The sequence below is a fragment of the Deltaproteobacteria bacterium GWC2_55_46 genome (genome assembly GCA_001595385.3).
Lineage (GTDB): Bacteria > Desulfobacterota > GWC2-55-46 > GWC2-55-46 > GWC2-55-46 > UBA5799.
In genome coordinates this window covers 206,383-223,056 of sequence record LVEI03000001.1, presented here as the reverse complement: position 1 = coordinate 223,056, position 16,674 = coordinate 206,383, and the positions used below count along the sequence as shown (strand labels likewise).

At 54.7% G+C, this 16,674-nt stretch carries 10 protein-coding genes and 1 pseudogene; 5 read left to right on the top strand and 6 right to left on the bottom strand.

Annotated elements, in window-relative coordinates; genetic code table 11:
* Window positions 1-2: 2 nt before the first annotated feature.
* The 4 genes from A2V21_301065 to A2V21_301050 form a co-directional block, all read right to left on the bottom strand.
* On the bottom strand, window positions 3-2,045 hold the full coding sequence (locus tag A2V21_301065; GenBank protein OIJ72968.1) for a hypothetical protein: 2,043 nt from the start codon (window positions 2,043-2,045) through the stop codon (window positions 3-5).
* Window positions 2,042-3,721 carry a hypothetical protein gene (locus A2V21_301060; GenBank protein OIJ72967.1) on the bottom strand — a complete coding sequence of 560 codons (1,680 nt, stop codon included), beginning with the start codon at window positions 3,719-3,721 and terminating at the stop codon, window positions 2,042-2,044. Before A2V21_301060 ends, A2V21_301065 begins: the two co-directional genes overlap by 4 nt.
* A 43-nt stretch (window positions 3,722-3,764) precedes the next feature.
* A complete protein-coding gene (locus A2V21_301055; GenBank protein ID OIJ72966.1) occupies window positions 3,765-4,343 on the bottom strand; it encodes a hypothetical protein in 579 nt (192 codons plus the stop codon).
* A 250-nt stretch (window positions 4,344-4,593) separates the two neighbouring features.
* Window positions 4,594-7,227, bottom strand: coding sequence for a DNA polymerase I (locus A2V21_301050; protein ID OIJ72965.1), 2,634 nt, complete (start codon window positions 7,225-7,227; stop codon window positions 4,594-4,596).
* A 42-nt stretch (window positions 7,228-7,269) separates the two neighbouring features.
* On the opposite strand from A2V21_301050, the gene A2V21_301045 reads away from it, so the two are divergent.
* The gene (locus A2V21_301045) at window positions 7,270-7,776 is read left to right on the top strand and encodes a hypothetical protein (GenBank protein ID OIJ72964.1); all 507 of its coding nucleotides are present in this window, start codon (window positions 7,270-7,272) and stop codon (window positions 7,774-7,776) included.
* A gap of 200 nt (window positions 7,777-7,976) precedes the next feature.
* Here the strand turns inward: A2V21_301045 and A2V21_301040 are convergent.
* Together A2V21_301040 and A2V21_301035 are read right to left on the bottom strand one after the other, a co-directional pair.
* Window positions 7,977-9,083: pseudogene (locus A2V21_301040) on the bottom strand (hypothetical protein).
* Between the two features lie 211 nt (window positions 9,084-9,294).
* Window positions 9,295-11,118: a hypothetical protein gene (locus tag A2V21_301035; GenBank protein ID OIJ72963.1), complete on the bottom strand. Its 1,824-nt coding sequence runs from the start codon at window positions 11,116-11,118 to the stop codon at window positions 9,295-9,297.
* A gap of 354 nt (window positions 11,119-11,472) precedes the next feature.
* On the opposite strand from A2V21_301035, the gene A2V21_301030 reads away from it, so the two are divergent.
* The 4 genes from A2V21_301030 to A2V21_301015 all read left to right on the top strand — a co-directional run bounded on the left by A2V21_301030 (window position 11,473) and on the right by A2V21_301015 (window position 16,671).
* A complete protein-coding gene (locus A2V21_301030; protein OIJ72962.1) occupies window positions 11,473-12,105 on the top strand; it encodes a hypothetical protein in 633 nt (210 codons plus the stop codon).
* A 37-nt stretch (window positions 12,106-12,142) separates the two neighbouring features.
* A complete protein-coding gene (locus tag A2V21_301025) occupies window positions 12,143-13,003 on the top strand; it encodes a hypothetical protein (GenBank protein ID OIJ72961.1) in 861 nt (286 codons plus the stop codon).
* A gap of 136 nt (window positions 13,004-13,139) precedes the next feature.
* Entirely contained in the window at window positions 13,140-15,128 is a 1,989-nt protein-coding gene (locus tag A2V21_301020; protein OIJ72960.1) for a type II secretion system protein GspD, read from the top strand.
* A complete protein-coding gene (locus A2V21_301015; GenBank protein OIJ72959.1) occupies window positions 15,121-16,671 on the top strand; it encodes a type II secretion system protein GspE in 1,551 nt (516 codons plus the stop codon). The genes A2V21_301020 and A2V21_301015 overlap by 8 nt, the downstream gene beginning before the upstream one ends.
* The last annotated feature ends 3 nt before the right edge of the window (window positions 16,672-16,674 follow it).

The window sequence follows — 16,674 nt, the reverse complement described above, 5'->3', positions numbered from 1 at the left end:
CTCTACCCCGCCCTGCGCTGGACCCTGTCCAGCACGCCAAGAAGCATCTCCCTGTTGACAGGCTTCTCCATATACTCCACCGCGCCTAATGAAAGGCCAAGCTCCCTGTCGTCTACGGATGAGATTATTATAACAGGTATTCCGGCTGTGTCAGGGCTGTTTTTTAGCTCTCTCAGCACCTCCCACCCGTCCTTGTTCGGCAGGGTTATACCCATGATTATGGAAAAAGGCCTGTGCTCCTGGGCCTTTCTAAGGAGGTCCACACCGTCAGTTGCCGTGAGTACCTCATATGGTTCCCCGGACAGGTAGACCTCAAGGAGGTGGTTTATGTCAGGGCTCTCGCTGGCAATAAGGAGCATGGGGTTGGTCTCAAGGCCTTCCGGAGGTAATATCTTGGCGGTCAGCACCGGCACCTCGATCTCATCGGTCCCCCGTGGGAGCTTCACATAAAAGGTCGAACCTGCGCCTGGCGAGCTTTCCACCCAGATAGAGCCGTTATGCAGCTCCACCAGCCTTTTCGTAAGAACGAGGCCCAGCCCGGTGCCGCCGTATTCCCTCGAAGTGGAAGAGTCTATCTGCTCGAACTCCCTGAAGAGCTTGTCCTTGTCCTCTCCCTTGATGCCGATACCTGTATCGCTGATCATGAAGGTAATAAAGCGGACGATGCGCATCCCCGACGGCTCTTCGCTGATCTTCCAATCGACCTTGATGCTGCCGCCCTGGACGTTGAATTTGACCGCGTTGGAAAGAAGGTTCATGATTATCTGCTTGAACTTGGCCTTGTCAGCGACCAGCATGGGGGAAGCCGGGACGGCCTTTGAATCGATAGCGATGTTCCTCTCATGCGCGAGCGGCCTGATGATGCCAAGCACCTCTCCCAACACCTCCATTACCGAGAAGCTCTCGGGGGCAAGCTCCATCCTGCCGGCCTCCATCTTGGAGAGGTCAAGTATGTTGTTGATGAGGTGCAGAAGGTGGCTGCCGCTGGAATGGACGTACTCGACATACTGCATCTGCCTTTCGTTGAGGTCGCCGAAGGCCTTCTCCTGCAGTAGCTCCGAAAAGCCTATTATTGAGTTGAGCGGCGTCCTAAGCTCATGCGAGACGTTCGCGAGGAACTGGCTCTTCATCTTGTTCGCTTCGATAAGCTCCATATTGGCGAACTCAAGGGAGAGCTTGCTGCTCGAGAGCTCATCGTTGGCGAGTTTCAGCGCTTCTGTCCTCTCCTCGACCTTATGCTCGAGTGTGGCGTAGTAATGCTGCAGGCTGCCGGCCATCCTGTTGAACTCGGTCGCGAGGTTTCCGATCTCGTCGTCTGTCACCACAGGGACCCTTTCAGCAAGGTTTCCCTGTCCTATCTTGCGGGCCGATTCCTCAAGGGCGACTATAGGCTTCACTATGGCGCGGGTCAGGATGAGCCAGAGCCCGCCAGCGAACACTATGGCAAGGAGGGTGAACGCGAAGGTCACCTTTATTATGTCCTTCGCGAAAAAGCCGCTCTCCCTGTATGAGGCGTATGCCGTGTCCTTTTCCTTCTTTATGAGGGCCTTAAGCGAGTTCACGCTCGCGGTGAAGCTCTTGTTGCCGGTCGATCTGATGAGGCCCAGGGCCGAATCCCTGTCGCCCTCCTTCGAAAACTCCTGTACCATGTCATGTATGACCCAGTACTTCGCGAGGTTATCGTTAAGCTCGGAGAAGAGCTTGTCCTGGCCTGAAGCTATGCCCATCTCCATGTAATCGGCGAGAAGATAGTCTATCTTCCTTCTGTGATCGGCTATCGAGCCATCGAGGTAGGCCTTGGATGAGGCGTCGGTAATGATCGTATGGAGGAACATCTCCTGTCTGGCGGTGAGAAACTCGTTCTCGACGGAAGAAAGTGTCTCTGCGCGTTTGAAGGAATCGACATAGAGGCTCTCCGTCACGTGCGCGAGCTGGCTGGCGTTGTAAAGTCCGACCATGCCGCCTATACCCATCATGAAAAGCAGGAAGAGGAAGACGACGGCGAGCTTGTTGGATATGGAAAGGCTGTTGAAAAGCTTCTTCATGATGGCCCGCCGGCGCATTGTCCGGACTCTGTCAAGTCCTCATAGATGAGCGCGAGGTTAGAGATCTCGCCGCCGGCGTCATACAGCGGGAAGCTCCTTATGCGAAGCTTCCTTGACATGGCGTTCAAGCCCAGGGCCCTGGCAGAAAGCAGACTGTAATTGATTATGAACTCGGTAGTATAGCCTTCATATGACTTTGTTATGGAAGTCACGATCCCAAGCGACTTCAAGGCATCATCTTCGAGCACAGAGTACTTCAGGTGGTCGAACCCGGGGTCCGCTCCAAGCATCTGCCTGGCCTGGCTGTTCATCGTCACGCACCAGCCTTCTCTATCGAAGACAGCAAGCCCGCAAGGCATCTGGTTTAAGAGCCTTTCCAGGAATTTTTTCGACGACAGCTCTTTCTGGAAAAGGGCGCAATGGCCTGAGGCGACAGCAATGGATGAGGCGGCCGACTCAAGGAACGGGATCTCTTCTGCGCAATAACGGCCCCTGTCGCTATAGATGACGAGGATTAGCCCTGAGGCCTCTTTGCCATAGATGATGGGGACGGATACAAGAAGCTCCGCCCCGTACTCCTCAAGCGCCCTGGCGAGCCCTGCATCCTGGACAGAGCGCGCCTCCAGGACGGACGCTCTTTTCCCCTGCCCTTCGGGAGGCAGCGAGACCGTCTCCGGCAACCTCGCGAAGCTCTCATTCAGGTTCCGGGAGGCCTTGAGCCTTAACGCGCCGCCTTCGGCCATGTATATGGAAGCGGCAGAGGCTCGTGTCCTTCCGATAATCTCGCCAAGGGCCGCGCTGAAGACGTCGAATTGCGCGAGCGTTTGCGCCGCGGACGACATTATGGAGCCAAGGCTTAAAAGCTCTGCCGACCTCTCCGCTACGGATGACTTCAAATCGTCGCGCGCGGCGTCCTTACCCTTCGACTCATCGTCCATGCGGAGCACCATGCCGTTAAGCGTCACTCCAAGCCGCCCCATTTCGCTGCCATCGTCCTCGACGAACCTCGCGCCGTATTCACCCGCCTGTATGCGGCTAGCGACCCTGGCCGCCCTTCTGATGGGACGGAATACCTTCCTGTAAAGGAGGAAGCTCCCGGTGAACATGAGGAGCGCGAACCATGCGACACTCCTTATCGCCAACGACTTGAACTCTTGAAAGACGACCTGCCTTCTCTCGGAGATATAGGTGCGGAGAGTCTCGGTCCTGTCAGTCATGAGGACGGTATTCGTGTCAACCGAGTTATGCAGGAGTATCATCTCGTCCTGCGACAGCGCATTGTTCATCCTCCGGAGGTCGGCCCTTATGGATGACAGGTCTTTGGTTATCGAGCGGACATAATCGGAGAGAACACCGTCGTCCTTCCAGACCTGCTTGTATTTCGGTTCCTCCCTGAGGTTGTCCAGGTTCCTGTTGATATCATCAACGCTGCTCATGATGATATCGATGGTGCCGTACTCCGGCTTCCACGCCACTACGAACAGGTCAAGGAGGTACTCGAGCTTCGACATCGAGACCCTGGCGGAGCTGATATGCGCGTTCAGGTCGTCATAGAGCTCCACCTGGCGGGATTTCACGAGGAAAGACTCGTACTCTGCAAAGGCTATAGCGAATATGATCGAGAGCGAGATGATGAACTTGTGGTATATGGAGAGGTGCCTGAAAGGTGACTTCATAAACTCCCGCCGTCACAAGTATCGGCCTGAGGTAGACCGGCCGCTACTTTAAGAGCCTCTGGACGTTCTTCTGGAAATCCTTGAGCTTGATGGGCTTGGGAAGGCAATAGTCCGCCCCGCACTGGATAATACGTTCGATGTCCTCCTTGCCGTAGGCGGTAACGGCAAGTATCTTTATCTGGCTTGTGCTGCTGTCATGCTTTATGCGCCTGCAGACCTCGAACCCGTCTATCTTCGGCATCCGTATGTCAAGGACAAGGAGTTCGGGCTTGAAGTCCCCAACCTTTATGAGGGCCTCATAGCCGTCACCTGCCGTCTCTACAAGGAAGCCGTTGCCCATGGCCTCGAGCGCGCCCTTGATGAACTCCCTGATATCCTGCTCGTCGTCGATGATAAGGACCTTTTTTCTGTCCGGGAATATCTCCTCTTTTATCTCGAGCTTGTACCGCTCAAGGAACCTGATGAAGTCCTCCCTGTTTACGCGGAAATGACCTCCCGGGGTCCTGAACGCAAGAAGCTTTCCTGAGGCTATCCACTTCTTTACCGCGTTTATGGTAACGTGACAGTAAGAAGCGACCGCGCCTGTAGTGTACGGTTTTTTGACGTCGTTCATCAAGGCCATCTCTGTTTTTTTTGCGCTGACACTGTTAAAATGCCGGGCTGGGTAGACCCGGGCCTGAGCTTTTTTTAATATTCTGCTATATATTTAGGTCCCTGGAGGCTTGAGCTAAGCGTGCAAAGCTTCAAAAAATGCCATGGTTACATTTTTGATAAATTTTAACTTTAATAAAAATCAAGGTCAAGACCTTTTTGCATGGCGACCTGACTATTTACAAAGGACCGGTGAACCCATATGGCTTCAAAGCTCAGGGTTACTCGACGCTCCTCCAGTCCGGCCCGGTCTCTATATTGACCTTTACAGGGACCTTGAGCGCGACCACGCCTTCCATTTCAGCCCTTACAAGCTCTTTGGCATCATCGACCTCTTCAGAGGGTGATTCGAATATCAGCTCGTCGTGAATCTGCAGGAGCATCCTTGTCCTCATCCGCCTATCCTTCAAGGCAGCCGAGATACTTATCATCGCGGCCTTAATCATGTCCGCCGCCGAACCCTGGATGGGGGTGTTTATCGCAAGCCTGTTGCCGAGCCTCACGGTCGATTCCACCGGGCTTTTAAGCTCCGGGATGAACCTGCGCCTGCCGAATACCGTCCTTGTGTACCCCCTTTCGGCGGCCTCAGCCACGGTCCTGTCGATAAAATCCTTTACTAGCCTGTAGCGGTCAAAGTACCTGTTGATGTAATCTGTGGCTTCCTTCATCGAGATGCCGAGCTCGGTAGAGAGGCCGAAAGGGCCCATGCCGTAGATGATGCCGAAGTTTATGGCCTTGGCCCTCCTCCTCATCTCCGTGGTGATAAGGCCCGGCATGAGGCCGAATACCTCGCTCGCGGTCCTTGTATGCACGTCCTCGTCCTTCATGAAGGCATCAATGAGCAACGGGTCTTCAGAAAGGTGCGCGACTATACGAAGCTCTATCTGCGAGTAGTCGGCGCAGACGAAAGAGTAGCCTGCCTCGGCGACAAAGGCCTCCCTGATCCTGCCGGCCATCTCGCCCCTTATAGGGATATTCTGCATATTCGGCCTGGAGCTTGAAAGGCGCCCGGTAGCGGTGACAGTCTGGTTGAACGAGGTATGGACCCTTCCGGTCGCGGGGTTTACAAGGGCGCTTAACGCGTCAACGTAGGTAGATTTCAACTTTGAAAGCTGCCTGAAGCCTATGATGAGCCGGGGCGCCTCATGAACGGAAGCGAGCTGAGTCAAAACCTCCTCGTCCGTAGAGTACCCTTTCTTCGTCTTTTTTACGGGCTTGAGCTTGAGCCTGTCGAAAAGCAGGTCCGCGAGCTGCTTTGGCGAATTTATGTTGAACTCCATGCCAGCCGCGGCGTAGATCCGCTTTTCAAGGCTTGATAGCTCGATCTCTATCTCTTTCGCGATGAGCAGAAGCTTCTCTCTGTCGACTTTTATGCCCAACGCCTCCATTTCAGATAATACCCTGGCAAGCGGAAGCTCCATGTCAATGTAAAGGTCCCAGAGGCCATTGCCTTGAAGCTCAGCCTTAAGTAATTCGGCGATCTTAAGTATATTACACGCCTTTTTACATTCGGCCCTTGATTCTATCGCGATATCCACACCGCCCCTCAACTCTTCAGGCGACAGCCCCAGCAGCTCATAGCCGAGCGCGCTTATCGAGTGGTCCGGCTTCGAAGGGTTCACAAGGTAAGAGGCCAGAGAGGTGTCCATATCTATGCCCCTCACCTCTATGCCCATCTTATTGAAATACAGATAGAGGGCCTTTGAACTGTCTGTGTGCTTTATTATCCCGGGGTCTTCGATAAGAGGCTTAAGGGCCTCAAGAAGCTCATCTTCCGTAAGACCGCCCAATACGACAGGCACATACCTGGCCGTCTTATCGTTGAGTCCGAAGGCGACCCCCTTGAGCTTCCCCCCAAACCCTTCCTCGGTTAGCGACAGCGTGACCGAGAGAGTTTTAAGGGCCGCTGTCTCCATCACAAGCCCGGCAAGGGCCTCTTTGCCTGCTATGGCAACGAGATCGAGCCCCTCTTCCTCGACCTTGGGGGCCCGAGGGAGTATCTCATGCAAGACCTTCCTGAACTCAAGCTCATTTAATAGTGGTTCGAGGGCGGCATAATCCGGCCCAGAGTACTTGATCTCTTCGAGGGCGCATTCGATGGGGACGTCCATATTCAGGGTAACGAGCTGGAGAGAAAGAAGCGCCTGGTCTTTGCTTGCCTTAAGACTTTCCTTTAACTTAGGCTTGGAAATGCTCTCTATATTGTCAAAAACTCCTTCAACAGAACCATACTCAGCCAGTAATTTGGCGGCTGTCTTGAAGCCTACCCCAGGGACCCCTGGCACGCTGTCCGATGTATCGCCGGAAAGGGCAAGCAGGTCCTTTATGCGTTGAGGCTCTACCCCGAACTTCTCCTTCACCTCATCTGGGCCGTACTCTTTTTCGGTTAGATAATCGAGTATAACGGTATTCTCGTCAACGAGCTGGTACATGTCCTTGTCGCCGGTTATGATGGCGAGCTTAATTCCCATGGCCTCGAACTTCTTTACAAGAGTGGCTATGACGTCGTCGGCCTCAAAACCGGCCATCTCAAGGGTTGGCACGTTAAAAGCCTTCGCTATGCGCTTAACGTAGGGCACCTGGACGCTTAAAGTGTCGGGCATGGGCGGCCTATCGGCCTTGTAGCCTGGCATAAGCGCGTGCCTGAAAGAAGGCCCTTTGACGTCGAAGGCTATCACTGCGTACTCGGGCTTAAAGTCGTTAAGTATCTTCCTTAAGGACTGCATGAAGCCGTATACCGCGTTCGTGGGCAGGCCTTTCGAGGTGGAAAAGGTGGCCGGTATCGCGTGGAAGGCCCTGTACATCACAGAGCTTCCGTCTATTATGAAAAGCCTTTGCCTGATATCGTTTTTCATGCCTGTTTGACAGCCCCAAAGGCAGCATATATACTGCGAGACATGATAAGGGCCCTTCTTTTACTTGTTTTTCTGCTCCTGCCAGCCGACCTTCCGGCCCAGGGTGACGCCGTAACAACGGCTATTAACATTGTAGAGAATTTCAATAAAGAAGCAACTATATTAATGAATAGCTCTGGCTTTACAGGGCCATCCCAGGCGGCAGTGCAGAAGGCCGCCGCGGTGCTTAAGGAGATCAGGATAACCGAGCCGCCTGGCCCTAAGCGGCATGCGAGCGTCTTTGAGGCCGTAAGCTCATATACCGGCAATGTGCTTGAGTCGATCGAAGTACTTAAGAACAAAACAGCCGGGCGCAAAAAAGATCTGCTTGCCGATAAGATAAAGAGGCTCGAAAAGCTGAGAACAGACGACCTTGCGCGCCTTAGCGCCGCGTTATATGCCGAGGCACCGATGGAGAAAAAGCCAAAAGAGGTCCCCTCCATCGATCTCTCCCCTTTTGACGAAGAGCCTGCCCAGCCAGACGGCCCTCCGGGGATACTCTACAGATAATCCAAACTAAAAGACCCGCCATAAAAGGCGGGTCTTTTTTTGAGTTTAGAAGAGAGAACTTTTACTCAGCGCCTGCGAGAGGGCTGACGGCTGAAGCCTCCCGCCCTTTTGGGGCGGAGATGCAGGATTTCAGTCTGCCTGTCAGAAGGAGCGGCAGCAGACGTATGCGCGGCTTCACGCTTAAAGTCCGCCACCTCCTCTACCGTGATCTTGCGCCCAAGCAGACGCTGGATGCCGTGAAGCAAGGGCTGATCCTCGGAGCTCACAAGGGAGAGCGCCATCCCGTCCGCCCCGGCCCGCCCGGTGCGGCCTATGCGGTGGACGTAATCCTCAGGCACGTGCGGGAGATCGAAGTTGACTACATGAGGAAGGCTGTCGATATCAAGGCCACGGGCGGCGATATCCGTAGCCACAAGTGTCCTGACCGAACCTTTCTTGAAGTCAGCCAGCGCGCGCGTGCGCGCGGCCTGGCTCTTGTTCCCATGTATGGCTGTCGCGTTGATGCCGTCGCTCAACAGCTGTGTCGCAAGCCTGTTCGCGCCGTGCTTGGTACGGGTAAAGACCAGCACCTGGCGCCAATCCCCTTCCTTTATAAGGTGCGTAAGGAGCTCCCTCTTGCGTGAATGGCCTACAGGATGGACTACCTGCCTGACAGTCTCAGCCGTTGTGTTCCTGCGCGCGACCTCTACCATCTCCGGGTTATTCAAGAGCCCCTCGGCAAGATCCCTGACCTCGTCAGAGTACGTAGCGGAGAAGAGCAGGTTCTGCCGCTTCAGAGGAAGGAGCTTTATTATCCTTTTTATGTCGTGGATAAAGCCCATGTCCAGCATGCGGTCCGCCTCGTCAAGGACGAGTATCTCGATCTTTGAAAGGTTGACAGTCCTTTGCCCGGCATGGTCAAGAAGGCGCCCCGGGGTAGCGACCAGTATATCGACCCCGCGCCGGAGCTGGTCTGCCTGCGGCTGAAAGCCTACTCCGCCAAAAACGACAGCCGAGTGAAGGCGAAGGTCCCTGCCGTAGGTCTTGACACTGTCGGCAACCTGGGCTGCAAGCTCGCGCGTCGGGGTAAGGACAAGCGCCCTGGGCGTCCGGCCCCTCGTCCCCTCCTGTTGTCCGCTCAGTATCTGCAGCATCGGCAGGGTGAAGGCGGCTGTCTTGCCTGTGCCGGTCTGCGCGCCGGCCAGCACATCCCTGCCTTCGAGTATAATGGGAATAGTCCTGGCCTGTACAGGCGTCGGAACGGTGTAGCCCTGAGCCGCAACGGCACTGAGCAGTTCGGCCTTGAGGCCGAGAGAATCAAAAGACATAAAAATACTCCTGAATCAGCCTACCCAGGTATGGGTCGGTCTAGGCGAGATCGTTTAAGTTATTCTGGGTGAGGTTGAAAAGGGATGCCAACCAAGACACAGCTGACACCGACCGAATGGCGTCAAGGTTAATGAGCAATAATAGCTACAGGAAGGAACAATGTCAAGTGTAAAATCAACATATCATTAAATCACGCCAGGCCCACCCTCTTCATTTCCTGTCCTTGTTGTTATGGTTTTTATCATAAAAATCAGGATAGAGCTTTTTAACGCAGTCGTCGCAAAGGCTGTGGCTGAACTCCGCCTCCGAATGCCTTTCTATATACATCTCGATCGCCTCCCAATAGCCTTCGTCGTCCCTTATCTTCTTGCATGAAGCGCATATCGGCAGAAGCCCGCTCAACTGCTTTACCTTTTTAAGAGCCTCACGAAGCTCCTCTTCAGTTTTTTTCCGGTTGGTAATATCCTGGACAAACCCCGTCATGCTCGCCGTGCCGCCGGGGGCGTAAGTAGCTGAAGTACCTTCACAGGACAGATACCGAATCGAGCCGTCCTGTAATCTCAGCCTGTACTCGAACAAAGGGATATTACCGGCGCTCGCCCCTTTCTGTATCCTGTCTTTTACCATCTGCGCGTCATCCGGATGGACACCCCGGAGCAACAGTAGCAGGCTTGGGTTCGGTGCGTTCACAGGGTCTGCCTGGTAGATGCTGTAGACCTCTGGCGAACAGTGCATCGAGCCGGTAGCCATGTCGAGGTCCCAGCTCCCGACCTTTGCCAGCCGCTCGGAAAGCAACAGTATCAAGTGGCTCCGGCGTAGCGCCACCGCGACCTCGTTGAAACGCATGACGACCTCGTTCAATTCGTCCCTGCTCTCAAGCGTTATTATCTCAGGCAATCCGGTGCGGCTCATCTGCCTTGTGGAGACACCCAGCCTGGAGACAGTGCGTATAACCGACAGATAGAACCCGGCAAGAAGGTACAGGACCGCGGCAAGCACTGTTATGGTCGCGCTCCACGCGAAAAAACTCTGGCGCTCGAGTGATTTCATTCGGGCCGCTAACAGTCTCAAGAGCTCGCCCTTTGATGCGTCATAGCTTTTATAGACAGGCAGGAGTATCTCGCTGGTCGAGGCGTCAAAAAAAACCAGAGGCGTGATCCCATGGTTTTTCTCGTGGACGATCCCGTCAACGAGTTTGAGATATTCTTCTGACCTGGATTTTATCAGCCCCAGGTCAGATTTTATGACCGCCAAAGCGGCATCTGCCTTGAACTCCGGCAGTGTCTCCGCTATCGCAAGCTCTCCTTCAAGGGACTCGAGCCTGCTCTTTGCCGCCCCGATCCCGTACATGAGCTCTTCATTATCGACGCCAGGGCTCTTGCCAAGCGCGTAAGAGCCAAGAGCCCTTAATCTCCCGACATGGTCGGTCGTCCGTGGAAGCTCTCTTATCATAAGGTTGACCAGGAAATAACTATCGGGGTCCGGGTCGAGAATGAGCTTATTATCATAGGCCGTCATCTCTATCATGAGGGTCAGATTGTCCGCGACGACGTTATGCGCCCTGTATGTCTCGGAAGCGGTAAGCGGCCCGGCCTGCTTAACGGCCCGCCAACTCTCCCTTACCGCCTTCCATTGTTTTTTACTACCTTCTTCAAGCGTCCCGGCAAGGGGGTCGAACCTGTTCATACCATCGTCGATATCGGAGCCTTTCTCTGAAAGCCTCCTTGCGACCGGCGCCCTTTCCCCGGCCAGATAGAGCATCGAGAGGCCCCTGTGTGTCTGAGCGTCCTCGAGGAGGTGCCTTAAAAAATCGACGTACTGCACCCCATGGACTTCCTTTTGGGTAAAGTCTTCCCAGTAGTGTATGTTGTTTTGTATCAACAGATACATCGAAACAGCGATAGGTATGGAGAAAAAAGCGCTTATCAGGAGAAATTTATGGAGGTACTTAAGGCGATTTACAAGATAAATGGCTGGCGCGAAAAAACGGTCTATATTTTTTTTCATATTGCTCCTGTCCATTTTTATCGCCAAAGCCCCCTCTCATATTCGATTTTAACGTATTTCAGTTAATTATGCTTGGAATAGACCAGCTTGCCAAAAATCGAGGTTTTAGAGGCCACAGGAGATCCAGGAAGCCGTATTCCAGGAAGAACTTTACGCACCACCGCAGAGGATCAAAGGATGCGCACTTGAAAATCGCGCGGGATTTGTTACAATTTACTTTGATGCCCGCGGTCTTTGCACCATGGTGCGGCACTTATGGAAAGAAGGTGATGTAGAAAGAATAATACCAGTCTCCAGTGATGTCGCGGTAGTCCTGCCGTATTGTGCCGGCTGTTGCCTTGATCTGTAAAAAGTCGCAACAATAAAAGAGGTGGGGCTTTGATGAGCATCAGAGTGATGGTCGCATTCAGCAACAACCTTTTCTCTGAAGGTGTGACCAGGCTGTTGGATGACGTGGAGGATTTTGAGACCGACTACATCTTTGCCGGGACCGAACTTACCCCTGAGGACATCGCATCGGCCGATGTCATACTGACCGATTTCCCTACACTGTACGGCGCATTCCAGACCCTCGACCCTTCAAGACAGAACGGGTTCATCTTACTCGATACCGACTGCGGTAAAGACAACATCATCTCAGCCATAGTGACAAATGGCCTGAAAGGCGTCCTCCTTTCACAGGCAACGCTTCCGGTCCTTAAAAAGGCCATTCGATCGGTTGCCGCTGGCGACGTATGGATGGACAAGGCCACGGTAAATGACCTCCTCTGGAGCGTGAACAAGCTCAAAAAGGACAAGGGCGTTCTATCTCCCAAGGAAAAAGAGATAGTGGCCCTTACAGGAAGGGGCCTTCGGAACAGGGAGATAGCCGAGAAGCTCAGGATAAGCGAGCATACGGTAAAGACGCATCTCCACAGGATATTCAAAAAGCTGGAAATAACCACAAGGTCCCAGCTTATAACCTATTCGATCAGGAATACGACGGTAAAAGAGGCGCTCTACAGGAAAAGATGACCTTGTCGCGCCCTTCGGAAGAAAGAGAAGTCCCAAGATGTCCAGGCTTAAGTTCTTAAACATCCTCCTCGCCGTGGCGGTCTTTCCGGTCCTTGGACTGCTGGCAAGGGATTATCTTGTCCTCATGTACCCGCCTGAGACAAAGCCGAAAGCCGCGCCGGAACAGACGCTTGGGCCCAATGAGCCGGCCTTCGAGGAATATTCGGCCATTGTCGAAAAAGGCGTCTTCCCGGGAACAGCGAAAAAACTTACGAAGATCGACCTCCTGGAAGCCTCCGTCGCCTCCGCCCAGGGCCTTTCAGACCTGAAGCTCCTTGGAACATACTCCGGGCGACGCTCCTTCGCCGTATTCGAGAAGGCTGGCGGGGGGCAGGAGGTCTTCAAGGCCGGTGACACCGTCTTTGGCTCCGGTGTGCTCACTGAAATAGGCCGGGACAAGGCCGTCATCTCTACCGGCGCAAGCGAGGTCACATTCACGGTCTTCGAGGAGGCCATACCTCCGGGCCTCACGATGATGGGCCGGGAGAGCGCGGAGAAAAGAGAGAGCGCCTCCAGGACATACACGAAACAGCTCTCGGAGAGCTCGTGGGTCCTTGACCAGAAGGCGGTCGAGAACGCGGTTAGCGACATGGGCCGGGTACTCTCGGACGCGAGGCTTACCCCCAACGTATCAAACGGGGCCGTCCAGGGCTTTCTCTTGACCGAAATAAAGCCCAAAGGCGTATTCGACGCCATAGGACTTAAGAACGGCGACGTCCTCACCAGCATAAACGGCTACAGGATAGACTCCCCGGAAAAGGCGGTACAGGTACTGGCTGCCTTAAAGGGGCAAGAGGCGATAGACCTCGACATCATCAGGCAGGGAAAGCCGAAAAGCTTTCATTATTCGATAAGGTAAGATGCATAGTCCGCACCGAAAATTGTGTGTTATAATTATAGCGTTTCGTCCTGTTGAGCGCCCGTTCACAGCCGTATTAGCCGCTTACGAATTCTTCCCCAACCCATGCCGCAAAAGAGCGCATCCGGACCCCGCGATGAGGTATATGAAATTCGACAAAATAACGGCTCATCTATTCCTTATCATCTTGACGGTCATGCTCGTATGCGAGCCCGCCTACTCGCAGAAATCAGAAGGGCAGAAAAAGGGCAGGGCCGCGGACATCACCCTGAACTTCGTCGACGTAGAGATATCCTCCCTCGTCAAGATAATGAGCGAGATAACCGGGAGGAACTTCATCTACGACGAAACGTTCCGGGGGAAGGTCACAATAATAGCCCCCGGGAAGCTTACGAGCGACGAAGCGTTGAACCTCTTTATCTCGGCGCTTGAGCTAAAGAACTTTACCGTCATACCCACCGACGGCTACTACAAGATAATCCAGTCATCCGCCGCCAAGCAGAGCGGCACCAGGGTCGTGCGCGACCCTGGCTCGGTCAGGCCTGACGAGTACATAGTAAGGCTCATACCGCTTAACACCATCTCGGTGCAGGACGCCTTCTCGGCGGTCCAGCCGCTCGTGTCGAAGAACGGGCAGATATCTGTCTTCGGCACAAGAAACGCCCTCCTGCTGGTCGACACAGCACAGAACATAGAGAAGATACTCGCGATACTCAAGTCGATAGACGAGCCGTCGGTTGTGAAAGCGCCGGAGGTCATATACCTCAAGTACGCTCAAGCCGACGCCGTAGCCGGGATACTCCGGAGGGAAGAACAGAGGAGGACTGGCATAAGGCGCGGAGATAACCTGGAGAGCACCATTACGCCAGATGAGCGGCTGAACGCAATAATACTCTCTGATTCGGTCTCCGACCGGGAGTTCTTCAGGGACTTCATCAACCTGCTTGACGTGCCGCCCCCTGAGGCCAGCAGCCGCATAAACGTATATTATCTGGAAAACGCGGACGCGGAGGACCTGGCCAAGGTCATCGACGCCCTTATAAGGCCTGGCGCGGCCCAGGCAGCGCAGCCCCAGCCAGGAGGGGCGCCCCAGATAACGCAGGAGATAACCGGAAGGATAAGCGTAACGCCGAGCAAGGCGACCAATTCGCTTATCATCATGGCCTCCCCTGCCGACTACCAGAACCTCGTGCAGGTCATCGAAAAACTTGACCGCAGGCCGAAACAGGTCTTCGTCGAGGCCATGATAACCGAGGTGACCGTTGACAAGGCCATAGAGCTCGGCACCAAGTTCAGGCTCTCCGCAGAAAAGGAGAACGCGCCTGTCGCCATAGGCGGCGTCGGCTCAATAGACGCCTCCTCGATACAGACCATCCTGAACGGGCTGGCAGGGCTTACCATAGGCGGCCTCGGGAACCTGCTTACGATACCGGTTACCAGGGCAGACGGGACAAGCTTCAACCTTACGGCGCCGGGGTTCGCCGTGCTCTTCTCGCTCTCGGAGTTCAAGGACATCATAAACGTCCTCTCCACGCCGCACATACTAACAAGCGACAACTCCGAGGCTGAGATAATGGTGGGCGAGAACGTCCCTTTCCTAGCAAGCCTCGAACGGCAGGCCGGCACCGCGGGGCAGCCGCTGCTGCAGTCCATCGAACGGCGCGACGTAGGCATACGGCTCAAGATACGACCCAAGATAAGCGAAGGTGACTTCGTCAAGCTCGACATCTACCAGGAGATATCGGCTGTATCGCCTTCAAGGACAGGCGGCGCAGCCGACATAATCACCACAAAGAGGTCGGCTCAGACCAGCGTCGTGGTCAAGAACAACCAGACGGTCGTCATAGGCGGCCTCATCCAGAACAGGAATACCAGCAACACTACCAAGGTCCCGTTGCTTGGCGATATACCGCTATTCGGGTGGCTCTTCAAGTCGACCACCGACCAGCGGCAGAAGACCAACCTGCTTGTCTTCATAACACCTTACATCATAGAGGACTTCAAGGGGCTCGAAGACTTAAGGGACAGGAAACAGCGGGAGTTCGACAAGAACGGCGCGCTCAAGGGCCGGTTGGACAAGAACGGCTCGATCGAACAGGAGGAGACGGTGAACGTAGATGGATAGCGATCTTTTCGAGGCCATGCCAAAAGGCGGTTTTCACCGCATAAAAGAGATCAGGGATGAGTATGTAGACACCTCTATTCTTGAAAAAGTGACGTTGAGCTACGTAAAGAAGAACCTGGTCATGCCGCTCAAGGTGAAGGAGGGGCATCTGCTTGTGGCGCTCGCAGGGCCCAGGGGGATATTCACGGTAAACGAGCTTGAAAGGATAACGGGTTTTCCGGTCAAGCCGGTATTCGCGGAAGAAAAACAGATAACCGACGCGATAAACAGGTTTTTCGACAGGCTTTCAGGTTCGGCCCAGGAGGTGATAGACGGCCTCGGCAGCGTTAGCCTTGATTCGATCTCCACCGCGTGGGAAGAGCCGAAAGACCTCGTCGACCTCGCCGAAGAGGCCCCGATAATAAAGATCCTCAACTCGCTCCTCTTCAAGGCCGTCAAGGACAGGGCAAGCGACATCCACATCGAGCCCTATGAAAGAGAGGTCGAGGTCAGGTTCAGAATAGACGGAGTCCTCTATCCGGTCCTCACCCCTCCCAAAACGATACAGGAAGCACTCGCCAGCAGAGTGAAGATCATGGCCGGCCTGGATATCGCAGAGAAGAGGCTGCCGCAGGACGGCAAGATCAGGCTTCTCGTGGCCGGCAAGGACGTATACGTAAGGGTCTCGGTCATCCCAACCTCGTACGGAGAAAGGATCGTCCTTAGGATCCTCGACAGAAAGGCGGAGATAATAAGGCTTGAGAGGCTTGGTCTCACGCCAGCGCAGGTCTCTTCTTTAGAGGCGCTCCTTGCGCGCAACAGCGGCATCATCCTCGTGACAGGCCCCACCGGCTCCGGCAAGACGACCACCCTTTATTCCGCCATAAGCAGCATCAACAGCACCACGAGGAATATCATAACCATAGAGGACCCGGTCGAGTACCAGCTCAAGGGCATCGGACAGATACATGTGAACCCGAAGATCGGCCTCACCTTCGCCCACGGCCTGCGCTCGATATTGAGACAGGACCCGGACGTGATAATGGTCGGAGAGATACGCGACAGGGAGACCGCCGAGATAGCGATACAGGCGTCTCTTACCGGCCACCTCGTGCTCTCTACGCTGCACACAAACGACACCGCGAGCGCGGTCACAAGGCTCGTGGACATGGGGATAGAGCCGTTCCTCGCGGCCTCATCCATTTCAGGCATACTCGCGCAGAGGCTGGTAAGGCTCCTGTGCCCGGAGTGCAAGAAGAGCTACGCCGCTACCCCGGAGGAGTCAAGGCTCTTCGCTTCACCGCCGCAAGAGCTATATGCGGCCGCCGGGTGCGAAAGGTGCTCTGGCACAGGCTACTTCGGCAGGGCCGGGATATTCGAATTCCTGGTCCCGGGCCCTGAGATGAGGCCGATGATACTCAAGAACCAGGACGCTGACACCATGAAGAGGCACGCCGTCTCGAAAGGCATGAAGACGATGATGGAGGACGGCCTTACCAAGGCAGCCATGGGGCTTACGAGCCTCGCGGAGGTGCTGAGGGTAACGAGGGACGACGGGGATTAAGAG